16 protein-coding genes are annotated in these 20,443 nt (G+C 50.8%); 5 read left to right on the top strand and 11 right to left on the bottom strand.

What is annotated here, in order from left to right; all coding sequences use genetic code 11:
* Positions 1–105: 105 nt before the first annotated feature.
* From I8J30_RS12990 to I8J30_RS12975, 4 genes are all read right to left on the bottom strand, one after another.
* Positions 106–1,065: a DMT family transporter gene (locus I8J30_RS12990; protein ID WP_210655304.1), complete on the bottom strand. Its 960-nt coding sequence runs from the start codon at positions 1,063–1,065 to the stop codon at positions 106–108.
* A 102-nt stretch (positions 1,066–1,167) separates the two neighbouring features.
* On the bottom strand, positions 1,168–1,635 hold the full coding sequence (locus I8J30_RS12985; protein WP_210655306.1) for a GNAT family N-acetyltransferase: 468 nt from the start codon (positions 1,633–1,635) through the stop codon (positions 1,168–1,170).
* A complete protein-coding gene (locus I8J30_RS12980) occupies positions 1,632–3,164 on the bottom strand; it encodes an MDR family MFS transporter (RefSeq protein WP_240547755.1) in 1,533 nt (510 codons plus the stop codon). The genes I8J30_RS12985 and I8J30_RS12980 overlap by 4 nt, the downstream gene beginning before the upstream one ends.
* 157 nt (positions 3,165–3,321) lie before the next feature.
* On the bottom strand, positions 3,322–4,152 hold the full coding sequence (locus I8J30_RS12975; protein WP_210655308.1) for a phytanoyl-CoA dioxygenase family protein: 831 nt from the start codon (positions 4,150–4,152) through the stop codon (positions 3,322–3,324).
* Positions 4,153–4,299: 147 nt separating this feature from the next.
* Between I8J30_RS12975 and I8J30_RS12970 the strand changes: the two genes are divergently transcribed.
* The 3 genes from I8J30_RS12970 (at position 4,300) to I8J30_RS12960 (ending at position 7,683) form a co-directional block, all read left to right on the top strand.
* A complete protein-coding gene (locus I8J30_RS12970; RefSeq protein WP_210655310.1) occupies positions 4,300–5,172 on the top strand; it encodes a helix-turn-helix transcriptional regulator in 873 nt (290 codons plus the stop codon).
* A 129-nt stretch (positions 5,173–5,301) separates the two neighbouring features.
* A complete protein-coding gene (locus I8J30_RS12965; RefSeq protein ID WP_210655311.1) occupies positions 5,302–6,552 on the top strand; it encodes an MFS transporter in 1,251 nt (416 codons plus the stop codon).
* 963 nt (positions 6,553–7,515) lie between these two features.
* On the top strand, positions 7,516–7,683 hold the full coding sequence (locus I8J30_RS12960; RefSeq protein WP_210655313.1) for a hypothetical protein: 168 nt from the start codon (positions 7,516–7,518) through the stop codon (positions 7,681–7,683).
* Positions 7,684–7,707: 24 nt separating this feature from the next.
* On the opposite strand, the gene I8J30_RS12955 is transcribed toward I8J30_RS12960, so the two are convergent.
* The 3 genes from I8J30_RS12955 to I8J30_RS12945 all read right to left on the bottom strand — a co-directional run bounded on the left by I8J30_RS12955 (position 7,708) and on the right by I8J30_RS12945 (position 12,964).
* The gene (locus I8J30_RS12955; RefSeq protein WP_210655314.1) at positions 7,708–10,797 is read right to left on the bottom strand and encodes an efflux RND transporter permease subunit; all 3,090 of its coding nucleotides are present in this window, start codon (positions 10,795–10,797) and stop codon (positions 7,708–7,710) included.
* An 81-nt stretch (positions 10,798–10,878) separates the two neighbouring features.
* On the bottom strand, positions 10,879–12,288 hold the full coding sequence (locus I8J30_RS12950) for a sensor histidine kinase (protein WP_240547756.1): 1,410 nt from the start codon (positions 12,286–12,288) through the stop codon (positions 10,879–10,881).
* Positions 12,281–12,964 (bottom strand): response regulator transcription factor, encoded by a 684-nt coding sequence (locus tag I8J30_RS12945; protein ID WP_210655316.1) that lies wholly within the window; start codon positions 12,962–12,964, stop codon positions 12,281–12,283. The genes I8J30_RS12950 and I8J30_RS12945 overlap by 8 nt, the downstream gene beginning before the upstream one ends.
* 126 nt (positions 12,965–13,090) lie before the next feature.
* Here I8J30_RS12945 and I8J30_RS12940 point away from each other — a divergent pair, with 126 nt between their 5' ends.
* A complete protein-coding gene (locus tag I8J30_RS12940; protein WP_210655318.1) occupies positions 13,091–13,729 on the top strand; it encodes a phosphatase PAP2 family protein in 639 nt (212 codons plus the stop codon).
* A 66-nt stretch (positions 13,730–13,795) separates the two neighbouring features.
* Here I8J30_RS12940 and I8J30_RS12935 read toward each other — a convergent pair whose 3' ends face one another.
* Positions 13,796–15,268: a DHA2 family efflux MFS transporter permease subunit gene (locus I8J30_RS12935; RefSeq protein ID WP_210655320.1), complete on the bottom strand. Its 1,473-nt coding sequence runs from the start codon at positions 15,266–15,268 to the stop codon at positions 13,796–13,798.
* A gap of 140 nt (positions 15,269–15,408) precedes the next feature.
* Between I8J30_RS12935 and I8J30_RS12930 the strand changes: the two genes are divergently transcribed.
* Positions 15,409–16,302 (top strand): TetR/AcrR family transcriptional regulator, encoded by an 894-nt coding sequence (locus I8J30_RS12930; protein WP_210655322.1) that lies wholly within the window; start codon positions 15,409–15,411, stop codon positions 16,300–16,302.
* A 21-nt stretch (positions 16,303–16,323) separates the two neighbouring features.
* Here I8J30_RS12930 and I8J30_RS12925 read toward each other — a convergent pair whose 3' ends face one another.
* The 3 genes from I8J30_RS12925 to I8J30_RS12915 form a co-directional block, all read right to left on the bottom strand.
* Positions 16,324–17,289: a D-2-hydroxyacid dehydrogenase gene (locus I8J30_RS12925; RefSeq protein WP_210655324.1), complete on the bottom strand. Its 966-nt coding sequence runs from the start codon at positions 17,287–17,289 to the stop codon at positions 16,324–16,326.
* An 87-nt stretch (positions 17,290–17,376) separates the two neighbouring features.
* Positions 17,377–18,444 carry a Gfo/Idh/MocA family protein gene (locus I8J30_RS12920; RefSeq protein WP_210655325.1) on the bottom strand — a complete coding sequence of 356 codons (1,068 nt, stop codon included), beginning with the start codon at positions 18,442–18,444 and terminating at the stop codon, positions 17,377–17,379.
* A gap of 72 nt (positions 18,445–18,516) precedes the next feature.
* Complete coding sequence (locus I8J30_RS12915; RefSeq protein WP_210655327.1) at positions 18,517–20,436, bottom strand: type 2 periplasmic-binding domain-containing protein; 1,920 nt, start codon at positions 20,434–20,436, stop codon at positions 18,517–18,519.
* Between the last annotated feature and the right edge of the window lie 7 nt (positions 20,437–20,443).

The raw sequence follows: 20,443 nt of genomic DNA, 5'->3' as shown, positions 1-20,443 counted from the left end.
AACTATTTTACATCTAGTTCATGCATTGAACAACTCCGGCAGCTTCGGTAATGAAAGTATTTGCAGGCGAGGAATCATTTATACTTACGTCCAGCTGCATACGGGCTAGTTTAGGCTGCTTCCGGCTTTCTGCTTCACCGTTCCCGATCTAGCCGCCGGCAGGCTGATGCCGATCAATCCCATGAACATCAAACAAGCGCCAACGAGTTGGCCGGAATAAACGGGCTCTTGGAAAAATAACACACCGGACAAGGCTGCCGCAAGCGGCGTCAAATACCGATAGAAGCTTGCCGTTGCTGCGCCGATCTGAGGCATGGCTTTGTTCCACAGGAGGAAGCAGATGATCGTGATGACAAAAATATTGCATGCAAGCGCCCCAATTGTTGACCAGCCTATTCCGGCCCAATCGGTTGCTCCCCAAGCTTTGGTTGTAAAAGGCAGCATAAACAATGTACCGAAGCTGAACATCCAAGTGGTCATCCGCAGCGCCGAATATTTCTGGAGGATCGGAATGCAGGCTGCAGAGTAGAATCCACCGCAGACGCTAACGGAGAACGCAAGCAAATTGCCAAGCAGCAGGTCCGAATCCAGCGAGAAACTGCCTCCTGCCAAGATGACCAGAATGACGCCCAGCATCGATACCAAACCGTATCCGATCAGCGATCGCCTGATGCGCTCCTTCGTAAAGATCGGCGCAAAGATCGCCGCGAAGATCGGCCATGGCGCGATGCTTAGAATAGACGAATTCGCAAGCGTCGTATAATCGATGGATACCACCACGAAGCTCTCCAGCATGGTTGTGCCAATAATTCCAAGAGCAATGAACTTCCACAGATCGCCCGGGCTAATGCCAATGCTGCCTTCCTTCCATCTGAGAAGGCCGAACATAAGTATTGCGGACACACCGAAGCGCAGCATTAAGAAGAGCATCGGATCGAGCGACTCCAAACCGACCCGCACGACAGCATAATTAAGCCCCCACAGAAACGCGATAATACCAAGAAGAAAATATGCGCTCACGCCTTGTTTACCAAGCGGAGCAAGTGCTGCCTTTGAAGGTTTCAACCGCTTCATCTCTCCCGTCGCCAATCGTCCCACTTATTGTAAGTCATCCTTTCCTCCCCTGCCAATGTCAAAAGCAAAGAGGAGATTGCCGGCTGCAACAGCTCAGCAATCTCCTCTTCTGGTGAACTCTGCGATGAATAATCCCGGCGCCGCTTCCACTTCTCGAACTTCCTCGAAGCCGAGTTTCGCGTACAGTCGTTTCGCCGGCGTATTCGCGGCTCCCGTTGCTACGATGAACGTGTTTGCCTGACTCCGAAAGGCTTCCAGGACAAATTGGACGAGCCTTTCGCCGATTCCTCTGCGGAAATAATTCGGATGGACAACGAGTCGATGGATATCAACTACGCTGCCCTCTTCCTCTAATTTAAAGGAAATCGCGCCGGCCAATTCGCCTTCGACATAGCAGCCGAAGAATATTTCTTGGCATTTCCCAAGCTTCTCGATCGTGTCATGAAGACCGGGAATACCATCGAAGCCGATAAGCTCGGCTTCGATTCGGTAAGAAGGCAATTGTACATCTAGGAACTGCTGCGCTGCCGATGGATCCGTCAAATCAAGCCGCTTGATCATAGCGTCGCTTCCAGCACGCTTTCTTGTGCCCCTGCTTCGTCATCCTTCTTCGTCACCAGCACTTCCTTCTTCAAGAACCAGCAGATCAGGAAGGATACGATAGCGAGTACGAAAGAGATCCAGTAGAGATGCGTAAATGCGTCAGCGAATACAATTTTGATTTGTTCGAGCAGCGTTGGATCGATATCTTGGGGAATCGCGCCCGTCGAGATATCGCCCAGCTTCGCCGCTTGATCTGCCGTCATGGAACCGGCCAAGCCCTTCAATCCCGACGTGACATTAGCTGCGAGTACGGAGCCGAACAAACTGAATCCGATGGTCATGCCGATGGATTGGAAGAGCGTTACGGATGACAGCGCAATCCCGCTGTGCTCTTTCTCAACCGATTCCTGCACGATCAGCTGATTGCCGAACAACGTACCGAAGCCAAGTCCGAGAATGATGAAGTAAATGACGAAAATGTAAATCGGCGTATCCACATGCGTTGTCGACAGTAGATAGAAACCGATGACCGGAAGAATAAACGAAATGCCATAAATATTGCGGTAAGGAAATTTGGTCATCAACCGACCTGCTACTACACTTGCCGCGATTGCGCCCACCATGAGCGGAAGCGTCAGGTAGCCTGCCGCTGTAGGCGTCAGTCCCAGCACGTTTTGCGCAAAGAACGGGAATGAAGACAGTGCGCCCATTACGGCAAGGATGAAGACGAATACGAGCGATGACAGCACAACGAAATTGCGGTTTTTGAAGAGATGAAGCGGCAGGATCGGCTCCTTCGCCTTGGATTCCACGAAAACGAACAATCCAAGCAAGAGCACGCCGACTCCCATGAGACTAAGCATGACAGGTTCTGTCCACGCATAGCCCTCTGTCTGATGCAGCACCGGCGTTAGCAGCAGGCTGACTAACGCGGCAACAAGAATAATGGCCCCGTACCAATCGACACTGACTTTGCGCTCCACCCTCGTTTCCTGAAGTCCGAGCGATAGGATGAACGCAGCCAGAACGCCGACCGGAATATTCACGAGAAAGATCCAGTGCCATGAAATATGCTGGGCAAAATATCCCCCGACAAGCGGTCCGAGCAGCTGCGGAATAAACATGACAGCACCGAATAACCCTTGAATCTTGGCCCTTTGTTCAACCGGGAACGTATCGCCGAAGATGACCATCGCCAGCGGCATGAGTCCCCCTGCGCCAATCCCTTGAATCCCCCGTCCAATGAGCAGCACCTCCATCGATGGTGCCAAGCCGCTAATAATGGAGCCGCCAATGAATAAGCCCATACTAAGTAAGTAAATCTTCTTGCGTCCGTACAAATCGGCCAGCTTGCCGAGTACGGCCATAAAGGAAGTCATGGCGAGCATATAGACCCCGCCAACCCAGCCATACAGCGCCAATCCGCCCAGATCACGGATAATCGTGGGCATCGCCGTCGAAACAACCGTTTCGTCAAGCTCTGCGAAGATGACCCCGATCATCAACCCGATCAAAATTAATGTTTTATTGCTTTCTTTTTGCTTCAAAGCCGTTAATCCCCCTTTTCTTGATGTTCATGTTCATCGTAATCCATCTTTGTGAACGGAATATTAACAAATGACACCAAGTGATTATACAACATAGAAAGACCGGACTCCTCCTCCCTGGGAAGGATGTTCCGGTCTTTCTGTAGACTGACTCTTATTAGGATTTGGAGTAGAGCGTGGGAAAATACTCTTCATTATCAAATTTCATCCCCGGCACCGGTCGTGCACTCAGATAGCGCAGATTATCGTGGCGTTGTCTGCTCTCGCGGTAATACGTATGGCCGGGCATCAGATGCGCGACAACGGAGAGTCTTGGATCCGGACTGTAGTTGGTGCCGGAACCGTGGAAGGTTAGGGCATGATGGAAGCTAGCCTGCCCAGCCTTCAGGATACAAGGCTCTTCAACCCAATCCCGCGTTGCAAACTTCGCCTTCAGCTTGCTCATGTCTTGCTCGAAGAATGTATCGCTGCCTTCTACTGCGCCCCACTTATGCGAGCCGAGAATCGTCATCATCCCGCCGTTCGACAGATCCGTATCTTGTAAAGCGATCCAAACGGTACACATATTAGGCGTGCTGCTGCAGCGCCAGTAACCGTAGTCTTGATGCCAGCCTACATTTCCCGCAGACGTTTCTTGACCGTTTGTGCCCGGTTTATAAATCACCTGGTCATGCCACAACCGAATCGATTCCTCGTCCAGCAGCTCGGCAGCCATTTTTCCTAAATTGCGATCGGTCACCACGGAGCGGACCTCATCGTTAATCCACCAGCCATTGTCGAATTTACGTAAAGCTAACGGATTGTCCGTTGGGTGATAGTGGTGCATCGGAAGGCCGAAGCCGTCATATTTTCTCGTCCATACTCGCTCATGTGCTTCACGCAGACGCGCAATCGTATCATCATCGATCAGCTTCGGACTGATCCAGTAGCCATCGGTATTAAATCGTTGTTTATCCTCTTCGGTGATGGTGTAATCAATAACTCCCATTACGTAAGACACCTCTTTCGCTCTCATCAATATAATTGTAACTGCTTTCATTGTAGAGCATGGGCAGCGTCGTTGACTTCCGAAAACCTATCAAATAGGATTAGAAACATAAGAGATAATTAGACACGAATGGAGCTGCACTTCCAAATGGCCAAAATCAGAAACGATGCGGTTCGCTGGGAGATAAACGATCATGCCGCCAATCGCAGGGTCGACTTTCCCGAGCTTATGATGCTGGGCTATGACCGTTTCCAGGAAGCCTCCCCGCTTGCGGATCACCAACATGATGGCTGCTACGAATTTGTGTATGTCGACAATGGCCGGGTGACTTGGGAAGTCGATGGCGATTACTATCCCTCCTTTACGGGACAAATCTTCCATACCCGCCCCGGTGAATGGCATCGCGCACGACTGAATTTTATTGAGCCCTGCAGTATCTGGTGGTTCATCTTACGCGATCCCGCCGACTATCCGGGCTGGTTGTCGTTCAACGATGAAGACCGGGATCAAATCCATCAAGCCTTGCTGCAGCTGCCCCGCATTGTTTCCGTAGACAGCCGCGTGCGCGAGCAATTCTATAAGCTCCGCAGCCTGCTGGAAGCAGAAGAACGCAGCGCAGCGTTCCGCGTGCGCCATCATTTGGTCGATATTCTGCTGCAGCTGCTCTATCCGCCTGCCGCAGCCCGTCAACTCCCGCTCGATCTGAAAGAATCGATGCTCGCGCTTACCGCCCAAATCGACGCCGCACCCGAGCGTCGCTGGAGCAATAAGGAGCTCGCCGCGCTCGCAGGCGTCAGCGAGTCGCACTTCTATCGGCTGTTTCACAATTTGCACGGCCAATCGCCGGCCAACTATATGGACCGGATACGGATCAACCGAGCCTGCGAGCTGCTTCGTCAGCCCGGCGCCAACGTGACGGCAGTCGCGCTCGACCTCGGCTACAAGACCAGTCAGCATTTTGCGACGGTGTTTAAGAAATATATTGGGGTGTCGCCTTCTAGCTGGCGTTCGTCATCCTAAAAAGGAGAGCTTGGCTCTGTCAGTGTGGCCTGTGTGGAAAATTCCGGGTCTCCCTAGATTCGCCTTAATCGAGTATAATGAAGGCTTATTGTGTGCATTTCAACAGGAGAACAACAGGAGAACCCATCTATGCGTATACTTCATCAATACCCGAAGGAAATCAAAGTTTTTCTCGCTGCCAGTCTGATTAATGCGATCGGAAGCGCGCTGATGTGGCCGCTTGTGACGATGTTTGTCTTCGATGAGCTCGGACGCAGCATGACCGATGCCGGATTTGTCATTCTCATTCAATCGATCGGCGGTATCGCCGGACAGCTGCTCGGCGGCGCGCTTTATCACAAAGTCGGCGTGAAAAAGCTGATCATCGGCGCACTCGCTCTAAATGCAGCAGGATTGCTGTTGCTTCCGGTGCTTAGCCACAATTGGCCTGTCTTTATCGCGATGATGGGTCTGATCGGACTGTTCAACGCGCTGTCCATGCCGGCCATTCAAGCCTTTATCGGCTTTCGCTTCGCAGATCAGCGGGGTGAGCTGTTCAACATCGTCTATGTCGCCAACAATATCGGAGTCGCAATCGGAACTGCGCTCAGCGGCTTCCTTGCCGACATTTCCTACTCGCTCAGCTTCTCGATGAACGGCGTGACGTCGGCTATCTTCGCCATCTTTTTCTTGTTCTACTTGAAGCAAGTTGGAACCGGCAGCGATACGGCAGCGGTGAAGATGAAACGGCTGTCTCCCCAAAATGAAAGTGTTTGGGCGCTGCTCCTGGATGTGCGGGTCTATCTGTTCATGGCCGTTGGCGCCATGCTGCTCAATCTGGGCAACAGCATTTGGAATACCGGGGTCTCCCCGTTCATCATCAGTGAAGGGCTTCCGAAGCAGATGTTCGGCTACCTATGGACGTTGAACGGCATTCTGATCTTCGTCGCACAGCCGCTGATCGGCCTGATCAAACGCTTAGCCGCTCAAACCATAACGGCTCAGCTAACTGCCAGCGCCTTGTTCTATCTATCCGGATATGCCGCTATTCTTATGTTTCACAGCTTTCCGGGCATGGTCCTCGGCATGGTGCTCACCACCTTCGGCGAGATGCTGATCGCGCCGGCCATTCCTGCGTTCCTCAGTGAGAACGGCGGCAAGCAAGCTCCGTTCTATCTCGGACTTGCCGGCGGCATCGGCTCCGCGGGGCGTGTCCTCGGTCCATACATGATGGGCCATTTGTACGATATCGGCCAATTGACGCCGGTAGCTTGGCTGGCTGTCATTACTGCGACTGCATCGGCGCTATTCTTCGTTATTCACTCGCTGATCAATCAGCGATGGATGAAGAAACAAGCGGCGACTGAAATGCAGCAACATACAGCCACAGTATCCCGTTAAAGCGATTGGAAGCTGAGCACACGGTTATCCGTGTGCTCAGCTTCTTTTATTTTGTCTGAAATCGCTGCTCCCTTATACTCGCCCCAATCCTTTCCACTCCGATAACGACCACAGAATAGCTGCTCTTGTCCCTTCAACTAACCATTTGCAACCTCCTCTCAACCCACCTCCCTCGCTCACAAACACAAAAGAGAGCATTTTAGTAAACCAACTCCATCATGTAATCCCCTCACTCCCCACAATAAAGCATCCCGATCGAAAATCTAAACAACCGTGGGGGATTTAGGCGTGTTGCCGGAACGGGGGGATTGGAGGTTGGTTGGGTTGCTGAGAGTTCGATTTGGTGACTTTCAGCTGGCGGAACGGGGGGATGAAGGTTAGTTTGGATGCGGAGAGTTCGATATCCGCACTCTCAGCCTATAGTTGAGCTTAGTTTTCGTGCTGAGAGTTCGCTTTAGGGGCTTTCAGCTAGCAGAACGGGAGATTGGAGGTTAATTTGGACTCTGAGAGTTCCATTTCCGCACTCTCAGCCTATAGTTGATGTTAATTTTCGTGCTGAGAGTTCGATTTGGCGACTTTCAGCTAGCGGAACGGGGGAGTGGAGGTTTAGTTTGGACGCCGAGAGTTCCAAATCCGTACTCTCAGCCTGTCGTTTAGCTTGGTTTTGTGCGAAGAGTTCGATTTGGCGGCTCACGGCTGCTGGCTTCGAAATCTAACGAATCGTAGGAGCCTTATTTCGCCGAATTTCACGACTCCGAAAATCTAACGAATCGTAGGAGCCTTATTTGGAGTGTAACGACTCCAACATACGCAAAAACCTTAAATAAGACCTCTACGATTCGTTAGAATTTTTTCGACGTTATTTCGGGCCAAATAAGACCTGTACGATTCGTTAGAGCATCCTGCGTGTGAACCGGAGGGAGTGAGGCGGTCGCGACGGCGGTCGCGTGTTGGTGCTTGGTGTTGGTGTTGGTGCTGGTGCTGGTGCTGGTGCTGCTGCTGGTGTTGGTGTTGGTGCTGGTGCTGGTGCTGGTGCTGGTGCTGGTGCTGGTGCTGGTGTTGATGTTGGTGGTGGCTGTGGGTGGAGGCACAGGTCAATCCGCGAACGAACATAAAAAAACGGAGCAGTAGTAAAACCTGCTCCGTTCCCAACCCTTACAGATCCAATTCCTTCTCAATCTTACGACGCTTACCCGTCAACTCATAAATGACCGGTACCACAATCAGTGTCAGCAGCGTCGACGTGGTCAAACCGCCGATTACGGTAATCGCAAGACCGCCTGAGATCAGGCTTGTTGTCGATTCCGAGAGCGCCAGAGGCACAAGCGCCAGGATCGTTGCGCATGCCGTCATCAGAATCGGTCTCAGCCTTGTTTTCGAAGCTTCGACCAGCGATTCGCGAAGCGGAATGCCTTCCTTGCGGTTCTTCTCAACGCGGTCAAGCAATACGACTGCGTTGGTTACTACGATACCTACGAGCATCAGCATCCCGATCATGGAGCTCATCGATAACGATTGGCCTGTGATCAGAAGCGCACCCAAGGAACCAACCGGTACGAAGAGCAACGAGGAGAGAATGATCAGCGGCGTCAACAATCCGCCGAAGGTCATGCTCATCACCAGGAACACAAGACCGATCGCTGCTGCCATCGCAATACCGATGCTTTGGAAGCCGCTGTTGATCATATCCTGGCCGCCGCCGATTTTCATTTCTACATTGCTTGGCAGCGACAGGCTGTCGATATCGTCCGTGATCGTTTTCGTTACGGCTGCCGTCTTGTCGGCTTCCTTCACGTTCCCCGTCACTTTCGCGGACATTTTGCCATCCTCATGATTGATTGCAATCGGAGCAATCGTTTCAGTCAGTTCAACGAGATCCTTCAGCTGCTTCATGCCGGCCGCAGTCGGAATCGTAATAGCTTCCAGCTGCGCCTTGGACGTAATTTGCTGCGCATAAGACATCGTAATATCCCAGCTCTTGCTGTCAAGCACGTAGCTGCCTACATCCGTCGGACGCAGCTGCTCGTTTACGGCACCCATGATTTGGAACGCAGACACGTTCAAATCCTTCGCGGTTTGATTCAGCGAGATGACCCATTTTGGCGTCGTATCCTTCAGGTTATTCGTAACATCTTTCATATCTGTGTTCGCGGTCATCAGCTTCTCAATTTGCTGCGAAGCTGTCGTGAGGGCAGCCATATCCTCGGAATACAAGCTCACTTCCACGCTGGTACCCGTTGGCGGGCCGTTCTGTTCGCCTTCTTTGACATTAATCGTGGCATCAGGTACATCTTTAGCCAACAGCTCTTTCAGATCCTTGCCGACATCGTCCATCATCGTGTCCATCGGCGTTCCTTCTGCGAATTGAACCGTGAATGCGGCTCTGTTCGACGTGGAACCGATTTGGATGAACGGATTATCCGCTCCGCCAATGGAAGCCTGATAATTGTCGACGCCTTTCAGATCCTTCAAGTAACCTTCTACTTTCTCTGCAGCCTCATTCGTTTGCTCAATGGTGCTTTGCGTAGGCAATTTCAATTCAATGCCGATCGAAGGCACGGAGCCTGCCGGCAAGAACGCTACGCCAAGCAATGGAATCGTACCGAATGAACCGATCAAGATCACAATGGAGGCGATTAACACCAGTACTTTTCGTTTAAGCGCACCACGGATCAGTTTCTCGTAGAAATCCATAAACTTGCCGCCTTCTTTATGCGGCTTGATGTGGTTGAAGAATTTCGCGCCCAGCACCGGAATGAGCATCATCGCTACCAGCAAGGAGCTGACGATCGAGATGACAACCGAGATTGCGAAAGGACGGAAGAACTCGCCAATGATCCCGGTAACAAAAGCAAGCGGTAAAAACACGACTACCGTTGCAATTGTCGAGGAGCCAACTGCGCCGATAACTTCCTTGGTCGCTTTGTAGGCCAGCTCCTTGCCGTTCATATCGCGGCCCTTCTCTTGGCGCCATCTGTAAATGTTCTCAATAACAACGATACTGTCGTCCACAATCCGACCGATCGATACCGCGATACCGCCGAGCGTCATAATGTTCAGGGTATAACCCATTTCGTTCATTAAAGCAATCGTTGCGAAGATGGAAATCGGCAGCGAGATGATCGAAATCAGGGTTGCCCGTATATTGCGTAAAAACAGGAATATAATGATGACACAAAACAGCGCACCATACAGCCCTTCTCGAATTAGCGAGGAAACCGACTTCTTAATTTCGGCGCCTTGGTCTTGAATCAGGTGAATATCAAGGTTGGCTTTAGTCTTGTAGGTTTCCAATACGTCCTTCACTTCATCGGATACTTCAGCTGTATTGGCATCCTGCGTCTTCACGATTTGAACGACGAAGCTGGCTTGGCCGTCAAAACGAGTGATTTCATTTTGCGTGGAGACTGTAGTGATCTTAGCGATATCCGACAGTTTGACCTTCGCCGCAGGCGCTTGTCCGCCCGCACCAGGTGCTCCAGCGCCTGCTCCACCGCCAACGCCTGCTCCAGGACTTAGTTCAAGATTATTGATTTGATCAAGCTGTGATAACTTACCGACAAGACGAATCGGAATCGATGTGCTGTCTTGACTTACCGAACCAAGCGGAAGCGCATAGTCAAGCTGCTGGATCGCCGTTTGGATTGCATTTAGCGAAATGCCGTGCTGTGCGGCTTTATCTTTGTCGACTTCGATGCGAAGCTCTTGCGATACGACACCTTTCAGCTCAACGGCGCTAACGCCGGTAACCTTCTTCAGCTTCGGCACGACTTGCTCTTCAAGCACCTTCTGCAGGGCAGACGGATCGTCCTTCGACGAGAAGATGGCCGCTTCATAGATCGGCGCCGCGTTAATATTCAGACGTTGAATCGTTAATTTGGCTTTCTCGGGTGTTTGAAGCTTCGCAATTGCCGCCTCAATATCCTTTACTTTATCATCCATGTTCGTTCCGAACGGATACTGCAGGATGACGCTTGCGGAATTCTCGGAAGTGGTGCTCGTTAAGGCATCGTAACCTTTGAGCCCCTGCAAGCTCTCCTCAACAGGTACCGTAACCTCGGACTCGATTTCTTCCGTTGAAGCCCCCGGATAAACGGCTTGTACGAATACGGCCGGAAATTCCACGTCCGGGAAGGTTTGCTGCTTGATCTGGGTGGCGGAGAAGAAGCCAAACCCGAGTACCATCAAGCAGAGAATAACGACTGCTACACTGTTCTTTAGACTGAATCGACTTAACCAACTCATGAATGTTATCTCTCCTCTTTCTCTATCTAGAGGTCAGTATACAGGAGAAATTTGAACTGAATATGTACTGGACATTACAAATCACGACACATGACCATCAGCATGCAGCGGCAGTCGCACCGTAAAAACCGTTTCTACGTCCGGTACGCTCGAGACCGTGATCTCGCCATGATGCAGATCGACAATTCGTTTCACAATGGAAAGGCCCAGTCCATTTCCTTTAACAGCATAATCCCTGGATTGATCCACTTTGTAAAATGGGGTGAAAATACGCTGCTGCTCCTCCGGCGGAATGCCTTTTCCATGGTCTCGCACCGTTATTACAGCCATTTCGCCGACTTGCTTCAGCGTGATTTCAATGCAGCTTGCATCCTGTGAAAACTTGATACTGTTGCTAATCAAATTATGCCACACCTGATCCAAACTATCCTTGTCCCCATGGATGGTCAAATCTTCAAGCTCCAGCTCGAATTCGATCTCTCGAACGCTCCACTGTGGCTCGCTTGCAATAATGATGCGGCGAATTTGCTCGTCCAGCCGATAATAGACGGGGTGGACCGGACCTTGATCCTGCTGCAGGACGGATAACCGCAGCAAATTCGCGCTCAGCCTTGCAAGCCGCTGACTCTCCTCTTCGATAATAGTCAAGTAATGCTGGCGCCCGGCCTCATCCATCTGTTTCGTCCGCAGCGCCTTCGAGAATCCGGTAATGGATGTCAGCGGCGACTGAAATTCATGCGCGACATTGTTTACGAAGTCGGATCGCATCTGATCCAGCATACGGAGCGACTTCGCCATCTCGTTGAAGCTTGCGGTCAGAGCGCCGATCTCGTCCTTGCGTTTGGTTTGAAGCTTGATGCCGAAGTCGCCCTGCGCCATCCGTTTCGTCGCCCGCGTCAAACGCTGCAGCGGCTTGACGATGAACCGCGAGGCAAGCAGGATGAGCAAACTGCCCATCGCGAGCACGCTGAGTAGAACGGTTAACATCACGCGGCGGAAGACGTCAAGCAAGTCATTTAGCTCCGGAGAAATAAACAGCGCATAGGGATGATCGCGGAATTCAAACGGCAGCCCGATCAATGTCGTCTCGGGGCCATGTTTATCATCTTGATTCATTTGTAAAGTGCCTCTATAGATACCGCCTTTAATGACATGTCCGTATTGCGCGGGAGTAATCGAGAACTGCGCTTTGGGATCGATTTCACTGCCGTATTTGACGGAAGCTCCTTGTTCGTCGACTATTTTCACTTTAAAGACCGGAATCAGCACAATGTTGCTCGTGACTTCATCCAGGCTGGCGGCAGATTGCGCTTCAGGCGCTTTCTGAATCATCATAATGATGCGCTTGCCGCTTTCGATCAGCTGCTCTTCCCCCAGCTCTTTAATACTGTTGCTGTATAGCCTCGTAGCCAAGAAGAAGGCAAAAATCAAACTCGCGATGACGACGCCGACGAAGACCAATACCGTTCGCACATAAAGCGACTTAATCATTCAGCACCTCGAGCCTGTAACCGAGTCCGCGAAGTGTCACAATTCGGAACGTAGTTTCATATTCTGCAAAGCGTTCCCTTAATCGTTTGATATGTACATCCACCGTCCGTTCGTCACCCTCATACTCGAATCCCCATATCTGCTCAATCAACGTCGCCCGCGTAAACAATTGCCCCGGATGGCTCGCCAATTTGTACAGCAGCTCGAATTCTTTCATCGGTATGGTGACAGCCGTGTCCGTATCTTTATAAATGACCTGATAGCCGATCCGGTCGAGTACGATGCTCCCGATCGCGACCATCTGGGAAGAAGTAATCCTATATCGCTTCAGCAGCGCTTTGACCCGGACCACCAGTTCCATCGGGTCGAACGGTTTCGTTAAATAATCGTCGGTGCCCAGCTGGAACCCTTTGATTTTCTCCTCGGATTCCCCTTTGGCCGTAATCATGAGAATGGGCATATCGCCTGATTCCCGCAGCTTCTTGCACAATTCATAGCCATCCATGCGCGGCATCATAATGTCCATAATGACCATGTCCACGGGAATCTCCTTGACATATAGCCAGGCTACTTCGCCATTTGCGAATTCCAATATTTCGAAACCCTCGTCGCTTAAATAAAGCCGGACCAATTCTCGGATATGTACATCATCATCGACTAGAGCAATTTTAACCATTCCTGAACCGCCTCACGTTTTTGTATGCTTTTGGTGCTTGCATCCGCAACCACAATATCTTATTATTACAAGATTGCTAGTAGAGTTGCTAGAGTGCCTACAAGCTTTTTTTCAGGGGAGGATCCAATGAAACGTTTTTTGCCACTGATCAGTATGCTCATTTTTCCGGTAATGGGCTGGCTGTATGCTTTAACGAATCGGCCCGGCGCCCAAGTCTACAGCTTGGTGACTGATCTGGATCGAGCGATTCCGCTCGTTAAAGTGTTCGTCCTGCCCTATTCGGTTTGGATTTTTTATATTTATTTGTGTTTGATCTATTTCTTTATAAAAGACCCCGCCGTATACAGACGCTCGCTTATTACCTATGTGGTTTGCGCACTGATCTGTTACGGAATCTACCTTGTCTTCCAAACGACTGTTCCTCGGCCTGAACTGGTCGGGAACGATCCGTTTACCCGCCTGCTGGGTTATGTGTATGGGCGAGATGAACCATTCAACTGCTTCCCGAGCATTCACTGCTTCTCCAGTTACATGGTGATGAAAGCTCTATATACCAGCAGCTTCCGCAACCGAATCAATCAGACACTGATTTACGGTATGTCTTCGCTTATTATTGTCTCGACCTTCTTTGTCAAACAACATGTCATCTTTGATGCATTCGCCGGCATTATTCTTGCCGATGTCGTCTACCGACTCGTCATGATGATCGAGCGCACCGCTACGGTTCGCAAGCCTAAACCAATGACGCAGCGCGCAAATATGTAAACGAGCAAAAAGCTGCTCCCCATCGTCTAATGACGCCGGGGAGCAGCTTTTTGAATTAGTCGCCGTTTAGTGACCCATCATCATAGCTGGATCAACCTGCTCGGCACCTGCAATGTCTTTCTGCGGCTTCGGTTTGCGAAGCAGAAGGCTGAACAAAATACCAAAGACGGTCAGACCAAACGATAACATAAAGGTATCGCTGTAGGCATTAACCGCAGAATCGATCGGATTGCCGCCGGCCGTCATATGATCGGTGACGCGGGTTGTCATATAGCCAGTAAGGCCGGCAACCGCGAAAGAGGTAACCACTTGCTGTGCTGCCGTCGTAAGCGGCGTAACACGGGAAACGAGATGACGCGGCGCGGAGTTAAGCACGTGCGTGTTCAAGGACATCATCGATAACCCCATACCCGATCCGATCATGAAGAGCGGGACAATGATCATAATCAGCTTCGTATCCACGTTGATGGTATGAAGCATGAACATCGCTCCGCCAACGAGCGTAAGACCGACCAATGCAAGCGGACGGGCACCGATCTTATCAAACAAACGGCCGCCAATCGGCATGAAGAGCATCGAACCGATTGCTTGCGGAAGCATAATAACGCCCGTTTCGAGCGGAGAATAATGACGAATGTTTTGCAGGAATACCGGCATGAGAATCATGGCGCCGAACAGGGCGATTTGAACGATCCACACCAGCAATGTGCCGCGTGTAAAGTCGGACGAACGGAATACGCGCAATTCGAGAAGCGGTTGTTTGTGACGAAGCTCCACGATAATGAACAGCAGCAAGGCAATACCGCCGACGATCAAACCGGTCAATGTATTGTCCGCTGTCCAGCTTGTGCGGCCGCCTTCGCTAACCCCGTAAGCCAGCGATGCAAACGCGATTGGCGCTAGAATCATCCCAATGATATCTAGGGCAGGCGCTTTGTTCTGCTCGAAATTCGGCAGATATTTGATGCCCACGATCATGCCGACGATACCGATTGGAAGGTTAATCAAGAAAATCCAGTGCCACGAGACCGCTTCGATCAGCCAGCCCGAGAGAATCGGTCCAAGCGCCGGCGCAAGCAGCATGGGGATACCCAGCATTCCCATAACCGAGCCGCGTTTCTCCTGCGGGGCGAGACGGAATATGATCGCCATACCGATCGGCATAACCATACCGCCGCCGAGCCCTTGAATGACACGGAACGCGATAAGCTGTTCAACCGTTTGAGCAGCTCCGCACAGCACGGAACCGATCGTAAATAACGCAATCGTAATCAAGAATATACGTTTAGACCCGAACTTATCGGTCATCCAGCCGGCGAGGGGAATAACGGCGGACAAGGCCAGCGTATAGCCGGTAAATGTCCATTGAACCGTGTTGATGGTCGCATCGAATTCGGTCTGGAATTTCGCCAGCGCTACGTTCACGACGGTGCTGTCCAGAATGACCATGATCATCCCGACGATTACAGCCATTAACGGTGCGATGATGGCTCTGATCGAAAACTCGGATGATGATGTTGTTGCTGTTGGTGATGACATCGTTCTACCTTCTCTCCATAAAATCCTTATTGTAAACACTGTGACCGATCGTTTTTATTGAAAACCGATTGGTCACGATATATAATATTCTCAACACCGGACAGTCACTTGTCAATCTTTTTCTGAAAAGAGGAGCGCTTTTGAGCTTGCTTAGAGATAAAATCATCGGATCTGCGATGCGGATATTTGCACAGAAAGGCTTTGCCGCTACTTCCATTCAAGATATTGCGAACGATTGCGGCATTGCTAAGGGATCTTTATATAAGTTTTTTGCTTCCAAAGAGGATTTGCTCGTGGAGGTCTATCGTCATCGCATTCAGCTAATGTTCGATCAAGTGGATCGCATTAAGGCAGATGCAGCGCTTTCGCCTAAAGCGCGTTTCGTGCAAGAAACATTGAACCAATTCATCAGCTTTAAAGAATTTAAATCCAGTATAAAAGACTTTTATGAACTGAAGATTAACGATACCGGTGTTTTTGCTACATTCGTTCAACAAATTCGTTCACAGATGTTTGTTTACTTGGAGGAAAGCCTAGTTCACGCATACGGTCCGGGCATCGATGTGTATAAGTGGGATCTGATTGCGCTCTATATCGGTATTATCAAGGAATATATGGTGATGACGGAGCTGATAAGCAGTCCGTTCGATTATGAACAAATGGCGGCTTTCGTTGTCGATCGCATGGACGAAATGGTTGCAGGCCTTCTTCTATCGAAGAGTACGCCGATACTGGAGTCGTCCGTTATGACGCAATTTGTTGCATGCGGGATGAAGGGGACTGCTGTACCTGCGGAGGAACAGCTGGGAGAAGGGCTCAACAGACTGCTGAGCACCATTCAGGAGCTCCAGGCTACGAACGCGAGAAAGACGGAGCTGAATGATGCGGCCATTCTTCTGCAGGAAGAAGCGGACGCGGACAAGCCCCGAATGGTGCTTGTCCGCGCGCTTATCGGTCTATTGCAATCCCAGCATGAATTAACGGCCATACTGGGGCAGCTTGAGAAGCTGTTCGAATTGAAAGCCGCTTCTTAGCCTGGGCACTGCCTATTCAGCTTAATACTGATTCGTCAAACTAACGAGATTGCGCATCGACTCTCCGTCGCCCCGAAGATAAACGCCAAGATTATGAACCAGAATATCAACCGCACGGTCGGTGTAATAGATCGAGTTGCCGGAATTATGCGGCGTTAGGATGACATTCTCGAGCTCCCACAGCGGATGAGCAGCCGGGAGCGGCTCCTGCTCGAACACATCCAGCCCTGCCCCGGCAATAATGCCGGACTGCAGCGCCTCCACCATATCTTCCGTTACAACCGTCTGTCCGCGGCCGATGTTAACGAAGAAGGAGGAAGGCTTCATCTGCTTAAATTTCGCAAGGTCGAACAAATGGTGCGTATCCTTCGTGATCGGAAGCGTAACCACGACATAATCGCTCTCCTGCAGCACGGTATCCAGTCCGTCGGAGCCGTACATCTGATCTACATACGGGGATGGCTTACCGGAATTGCGAACGCCCAGTACGCGCATATGAAATACCTGCGCGAGCCTCGCAAGCTCCTCGCCGATCGCACCAACGCCGACGATCCCGAGCACCTTCCCGTGAATTTCGCCCAAGCCGCCGAGCCAGTCCCACTTCTTCTTCACCTGATTTCGCATCGTTATGTGCAGCTTGCGCGTGAAGCTCAGCATCATGCCAAGCACGGTCTCCGAAATTCCGTTCGCATGAACGCCGCTTGCATTCGTCAGTGTTACGCCATGCGCCGCAAACGCTTCGAAAGGCATCTGCTCCACGCCAGCCCCCCAAGCCTGCACCCAGCGCAGCGAAGTGCCCGGCCGCAGCGCGCTTGCTGCCGCTTGATCATCCCAGCCTGCTACGATCTCCGCCTCCGCCAGATGCGATTTCATTCCCTCTTCATCGGCATCGCCGCCAAATACAAGCTCAAATCCCGGCGCAGCCTCACGAATTCGTTGTCTATGCTTCGCTTCCAAATCATATACGCATACGAGCTTCCTCTTCATCTTTAGCCACTCTCCCTCATGTTCACCTATATCACAAAGAAGAAGCCCGTACCAGCCCAATTGGACGGTACGGGCTTCTGCCGCAATTTACAGTTTTACTTCCGATCCCGTACGAGCCGATTCATAGATCGCGGACAAAATTTTGATCATGTCTACGCCTTGATCGATGGTGAAGATTGGTTTCTCGCGGCCTTGAATAACATCGACGAAGTGATACAGGTTCCCACCGTGTCCACCGTTGTCTTCGCCTACGTGAGGAACCATATCCGTTACGACGCCTTGATCTTCGCCGAAGATGCCAAGCTTGCCGTTGCTGAACTTGAAGCCGGCTTTCGTACCGCGAAGCTCGACGAAGTTCTCTTCTTGCTCGATGTTCGAAGCCCAGCTGAACTCGATTTGAAGCGATGCGCCGTTGTCGAAACGGATAAAGCCGATTGCCAAATCTTCAACGTCGAACGTGCCTTCGCCTTCGGATTTGGAACCGAATTTGCTGTGCTCAGAGCCGGCGATATCTTCCGCATCGGCGAATTTCGTGTACGTTGCGCCCGTTACCGATACCGGCTTCGGATTGCCCATGAACCAGATCGACAAGTCGATGAAATGAACGCCCAGATCGATCAACGGACCGCCGCCGGACAATTCTTTCGTTGTGAACCAGCCGCCTTTACCCGGAATGCCGCGGCGGCGCGTCCAGCCGCAGCGGCCTGCGTATGCTTCGCCCAGGTTGCCTTGGTCGATCCAGCGTTTGATATACTGGGAAGCCGGACGGAAACGGTTGTTACGCATAACCATCAGCGTTTTGCCGCTTTTCTCGGAAGCTTCTTTCATGCGAAGCGCTTCTTCCGGATTAACGGCATCCGGTTTTTCGCAGAATACATGTTTGCCGGCTTCAAGAGCGGCAACCGCGATTTCGGAGTGGAACAGGTTAGGCGTACAAATATCGATAATGTCGATGTCTGCAATCGCGATTACTTCACGGTAGTCGCTGAAAGCTTGCGGTATGCCGTGCTGCTCTGCCGCTGCTTGCGCTTTCTCCAGATCGATATCGCAGATGGCAACGATTTCAAGCTCCGGGTGGTTTTTCAAAGGCTCGGAATGCGCCCATTGGAAAATACCGCCCGCACCGATTACGCCAACTTTAAGTTTCTTCGTCATCAATAACATCCTCTCTCAAGTTGAAAGTAACAGGCTCCGGCCGAGCGGCCGGAGCGCTGCAACTGGTCTATTTTAGTTCAATTTCTTCAAGAAGCCTTCACGCAGTTTGTAATATTTCATCCAAGCCTCTGTTTGTTTCTTAATACCGTCGGCAATATCGCTTTCCGCCAGTACGTCTGTATATTCTTTATACGTTTTGTCGAAATCAGCAACCGGACTGGTGATGGCTTTCACAATCAGGTTATCGAGCTCATCATTATGAGGGGCAATCAGGTTGTTGTTTAGATCGTTGGTAACGGTGTCGTACTCTGCACGTGCTTGCTGCGTAGCTTCGTCAACAGGAAGCTCCGCGTAAAGCGACATGTTCTTCATGTTGTGCTGCTGCCAAGCTGTGTTTACAAGAGTAGATTGATCGTAGTTGCTTACGCTGAATGGGTAAACGATTTGCGGCGAGTATACAAAGCCCATTTCGTCTGCCATTGCAAGGCCGTAAACCTCTGGGTTAGTCATTGTGTTGTCTTGACCTTGAATGCCGTAGTACCAGCCATCGCCTGTTTCATCTTGCTTGCCAAGCAGCTTGTACTCTTCAACCTTCTTGAATTCCGGTTTGTAACGGCGTTCCATACCTTCGCCTGTGTACATGTCCGGAGTTCCCCATGAACGTAGATCAGCTGCTTCCAGGGAGTTATTCCAGTCGATCCAGTTCAATACTTGTGGAATCATGTCGTCCGTAACTTTTTTCGGGTTGATGGCTTTCGAGTTCCATTTTGTCGTCAACGGGAAGTACTGGTTTGCTGCATCCTGATTGCTTGGGTCAAGCTCGGTTGCGAAGATTGGGTAGAATCTCCAATCATAGTTTTTGCCTTCTTTTTTCACTTTTTCTTGGTTTGCTGCAATAGGAGCCCACATATTAACGACTGCATACTCACCATTGATAACTTTGGCATCGCGCTGTTCGTTCTTTTGAATGTAGAATTCCTTGCCGAACAAACCATCTTTGAAGCCTTTGTTCATAAACGAAATGTACGATTTCCATTCCGGTGTCAGCTCATAATCCGCGAACAGGTTTTTGGACTCGTTGATTACGAGTGGATAAGCCTGGCTCATATTCAAGCCGCTAGCCGTGAACAAGGACCATTGAAGCGCGCCTCTAGTGTTATCCAATTGAAGGTGTCCGGGTGTAATGGTTTTGCCGTTTTCTTGAATGTTCAACGCTTTTACTTTTTCCAAGTAAGCATACAAGTCATCCAGATTTTTGATCGGGATATCCATGATTTGCTCAAGCGACAATTTACCATTGTTCTCAACGGCCAGCTTCTTCAGTTCAGCTGCGCTCATTGCGTTCGGGAAGATTTTTTTCAAAATATCATCGCGCATCCATACGCCATAACCGCCGTTACCCAAACGGGAGTCGCCGTAAGGTGTTTTGCGGTATTCTTCTTTCAGCAACGGGCTTGGCAGCGAAGGAATCGCCCATAGCTTACCGTCAGTTGGATCTACGCTTGCTTTGTACCATTGTTCCATCGTAACGCCCAGCTCAGATAAACGTGCAGCCGTAAGCGGCATATACTTTGTCATTTCATCAAGCGTGATTTCGCGAACCATGCCTGCCTTCTTGAGCATTTCCATGTTGTCGGCATCGTCTGCGATCCCGTTTTGGTTCGCGATTACCGCTGGAACGGTATCAGCAAGAATTTGCATTTGCAGCCAGCTTTTATAGTCAGTGCCCGCCGGAATTTCAACGAAATCAGGAATAACTTTTGTTTTCTCGCGCCAGATTGGCGTTAGTTTGTCTTCAACCGGCTTACGTGGGTTTGTCGGCAATTGGCTAAGGACTTCCAAATGGATTTCCTTAAAGTTTGCCGGATCAACCGGAGCGCCCGTGTTTGAGCCCGTATTGTTCGGTGCGTTGTTTTCGTTCTTGGAGCCGCCGCAGCCAGCCAGAGAAACAGCCAGCAGAACAGCGAACATAATCATGACTACCTTTTTCATAATACCG

Source organism: Paenibacillus lignilyticus, from assembly GCF_017942085.1.
In the GTDB taxonomy this organism is placed as follows: domain Bacteria; phylum Bacillota; class Bacilli; order Paenibacillales; family Paenibacillaceae; genus Paenibacillus_Z; species Paenibacillus_Z lignilyticus.
The sequence above is the reverse complement of the archived record's forward strand: the minus strand, read 5'-3'. Positions and strand labels throughout refer to the sequence as shown.

What these genes read in the sequence shown, in the direction of transcription:
- I8J30_RS12985 (WP_210655306.1), bottom strand. Translation starts at nt 1,635, where the DNA reads ATGATCAAGCGGCTTGATTTGACGGATCCATCGGCAGCGCAGCAGTTC.
- I8J30_RS12975 (WP_210655308.1), bottom strand. Translation starts at nt 4,152, where the DNA reads ATGGGAGTTATTGATTACACCATCACCGAAGAGGATAAACAACGATTT.
- I8J30_RS12970 (WP_210655310.1), top strand. Translation starts at nt 4,300, where the DNA reads ATGGCCAAAATCAGAAACGATGCGGTTCGCTGGGAGATAAACGATCAT.
- I8J30_RS12965 (WP_210655311.1), top strand. Translation starts at nt 5,302, where the DNA reads ATGCGTATACTTCATCAATACCCGAAGGAAATCAAAGTTTTTCTCGCT.
- I8J30_RS12955 (WP_210655314.1), bottom strand. Translation starts at nt 10,797, where the DNA reads ATGAGTTGGTTAAGTCGATTCAGTCTAAAGAACAGTGTAGCAGTCGTT.
- I8J30_RS12950 (WP_240547756.1), bottom strand. Translation starts at nt 12,288, where the DNA reads ATGATTAAGTCGCTTTATGTGCGAACGGTATTGGTCTTCGTCGGCGTC.
- I8J30_RS12945 (WP_210655316.1), bottom strand. Translation starts at nt 12,964, where the DNA reads ATGGTTAAAATTGCTCTAGTCGATGATGATGTACATATCCGAGAATTG.
- I8J30_RS12940 (WP_210655318.1), top strand. Translation starts at nt 13,091, where the DNA reads ATGAAACGTTTTTTGCCACTGATCAGTATGCTCATTTTTCCGGTAATG.
- I8J30_RS12935 (WP_210655320.1), bottom strand. Translation starts at nt 15,268, where the DNA reads ATGTCATCACCAACAGCAACAACATCATCATCCGAGTTTTCGATCAGA.
- I8J30_RS12925 (WP_210655324.1), bottom strand. Translation starts at nt 17,289, where the DNA reads ATGAAGAGGAAGCTCGTATGCGTATATGATTTGGAAGCGAAGCATAGA.
- I8J30_RS12920 (WP_210655325.1), bottom strand. Translation starts at nt 18,444, where the DNA reads ATGACGAAGAAACTTAAAGTTGGCGTAATCGGTGCGGGCGGTATTTTC.
- I8J30_RS12915 (WP_210655327.1), bottom strand. Translation starts at nt 20,436, where the DNA reads ATGAAAAAGGTAGTCATGATTATGTTCGCTGTTCTGCTGGCTGTTTCT.